Source organism: Methanoculleus sp. UBA208 (genome assembly GCF_002498065.1).
Taxonomy (GTDB): domain Archaea; phylum Halobacteriota; class Methanomicrobia; order Methanomicrobiales; family Methanoculleaceae; genus Methanoculleus.
Genome location: NZ_DAFZ01000075.1, coordinates 23,845 through 26,260 on the forward strand (window position 1 = coordinate 23,845; position 2,416 = coordinate 26,260).

Consider the following 2,416-nt stretch of genomic DNA (forward strand, 5'->3'; position numbering starts at 1 on the left):
GGCGGGAGTTTGAGCACCGCCAGGTGCGAAGGGAAACCCTGTTTATCCTCCGGCTCCAAACTATTCCTGAGATTGGTCGATGAAGACAAACACCACCACACCCGGATCTGAATCACGCCTCTGGATAGCGGTTCCTGCAGTCTCATTCGGTGGAATCGGTATTGGGTTGCTGCTCTCGTCTTTCGGCTTCCCGTACGCCGTCTGGGCGGGCATCGCAGGATGTGTGGCCGCCTCGTGCATCCTCTGCTACCAGGCCTACCTCAAGCCGCGGCGGGACCTCGTCTCGCTATTTGCGCCGCTCTTTGCGTTTCTCATCTTTATCATGCCCAACGAGTTCAGTTCGGGCGCGATTGTGCAGACGGTATTCGCGGCGACAATCACCCTCCTTGTGGTTCGGGTAGAAAAAATGTTTAATGCGCCGAAACTACAGAAGAAAACTATGAAGCAGCTGTTAAACGAATACATCGATCGGCTTGAGCCGTACCTCTCCCTGATCGACGAGGAGACCGGGCACCTGGTCGCACAGTCCCTGCTGACGTATAAGTTCGGGCTCTACGAGAACGTTGCAGCGAAGAGCACGGAGGCGCTTGCCCGGCTCGACGCGATCTCCCCGCATCCCGGCACGCTGGAGCGCGCCCTCCTGATCCTCCGGGAGCGTGCCGGTGGTTTTGCCGATTCCCGGGTGACGGTTAACCCCGAGCACTCCTTCACGGAGGCGGACTACGATAATCTCGCCATCCGTCTCCGCCCGGACCAGATAGAGGACCCCACCGTGCTCGATCTCGACAACGCGCTGATCCTGCTCTACGCCGTCGGGATCGAGACCTCCCCCAATGACGAGCAGGCGCTGGAAGAGCACCAGCGCTTCATCATCCAGATCCTGGAATCGTATAAAGAAAAACTGGCTGCATGACCGAACTGACCGAAGGCGACATCTTCCGGGGTCTCATAACGGTAGCGGCGCCGATCGTGGCCGGGAACGTGCTGCAGAGCGGCCTCGAACTGGTCGACCTTTTCTTTGTCGGCCGGCTTGGATCGGAGGCTATCGCGGGCGTCGCCATGAGCACCTCGATCGTCATGGTGCTCATGACGATCATCATCGGCATCGTCACCGCGAACACCGCCTTCGTCTCGCGCTACTACGGGGCGAGGGACTACGATATGGTGGCGAAGGGCGTCTCGCACACCCTCATCCTCGGGCTCGTATTCTCGATTCTCCTCAGTGTCGTGGGCATCCTCTACGCCGAGGATATGCTCCTTCTCCTCGGCGCCGAACCGAACGTTGCACTGCTCGGGGCTTCCTACCTGACGGTCCTCTTTACCGGCAGCGTGACGCTGGTCGAGCTCTGGGTGATCAACTCCTCGTTTCAGAGCTGCGGCGACGCCACGACGCCGATGCTCCTCGTGGTTCTCGCGAATATCCTCAATATCGCCCTCGACCCGCTCCTGATCTTCGGCTACGGGGCAGTCCCCGCCTGCGGCGTCGCCGGGGCGGCCTACGCCACCATCATATCCCGGAGCGTGGCGTTCGCCATAGCGTTTGCCCTCCTGCTTTCGGGACGGTCGCCGATCCCCTTCTCGTTCCGGACGAAGTTCGAGTTCTCGCTCGCGTGGAGGCTTATTCGGGTCGCCGTCCCGAACTCCGTTCAGTCCGGGCTCAGGAGCGTGACGTTCCTTGTGATGATGGCGATCGTGGCGGTCTTCGGGACCGCGGCCCTCTCCGCCTACGGCATTGTCGGGCGACTGGAACTCGTCGCGCTCATGCCGGGGTTCGGGATCGCGACCGCAACCGCCGTGATCGTCGGCCAGAACCTCGGCGCGAAGAAACCCGAACGGGCGGAGGCGGGCGTGAGGCTCTCCGCGCTCATGAACGGCGGGTTCATGGCGCTCATGGGAGCGATCTTCTACCTCGCCGCGCCCGCGATCGTCGAGGTCTTCGACCCGAGCGGTGCGAGCACGGAGATCGGCGTCTCCTACCTGCAGACGGTCGCACCGTTCTACGTCTTCATCGCCGTCGCGATCATCCTCGGGTTCGCACTCAACGGGGCGGGGGACACGAAGAAGCCCATGTATGCCACACTCTTCTCCATGGTCCTTTTTCAGGTCCCGCTCGCCTGCATCCTTCCAGGTCTCCTCGGGATCGGGATTACCGGTGTCTGGCTCGCGGTGATCTGCGGGATGATCTTGCAGATGGGTATGCTCTTTGCGATGTACCGGCATGGGGGCTGGAAGTCGACGGTGATATGAGGGTGGGAGGATTGTCTCTCCTTTGCTTTTCGTTCGAAACCTTTTCACTCTCCATGCATCGTTCACGCGAAGCCCGAAGAGGAGCATTTACAACTAGGGGTTGTCTCCCTAAACACTGCTACCGGGAGGGGGACACCCCCTCCCGGACCCTCCCCCGAGTGGCGATATG

Annotated in this window: 2 protein-coding genes; both read left to right on the top strand. The window is 61.1% G+C overall.

Annotation, left to right across the window (positions count from 1 at the left end; all coding sequences use genetic code 11):
* Nucleotides 1–79 precede the first annotated feature (79 nt).
* A complete protein-coding gene (locus tag BRA62_RS08065; RefSeq protein ID WP_292366057.1) occupies nt 80–913 on the top strand; it encodes a hypothetical protein in 834 nt (277 codons plus the stop codon).
* Nucleotides 910–2,247 carry an MATE family efflux transporter gene (locus BRA62_RS08070; protein ID WP_292366058.1) on the top strand — a complete coding sequence of 446 codons (1,338 nt, stop codon included), beginning with the start codon at nt 910–912 and terminating at the stop codon, nt 2,245–2,247. The genes BRA62_RS08065 and BRA62_RS08070 overlap by 4 nt, the downstream gene beginning before the upstream one ends.
* Nucleotides 2,248–2,416: the final 169 nt, after the last annotated feature.

Bases quoted from the DNA above. Each gene is read 5' to 3' on its own strand.
- BRA62_RS08065 (WP_292366057.1), top strand. From the start codon at position 80: ATGAAGACAAACACCACCACACCCGGATCTGAATCACGCCTCTGGATA.
- BRA62_RS08070 (WP_292366058.1), top strand. From the start codon at position 910: ATGACCGAACTGACCGAAGGCGACATCTTCCGGGGTCTCATAACGGTA.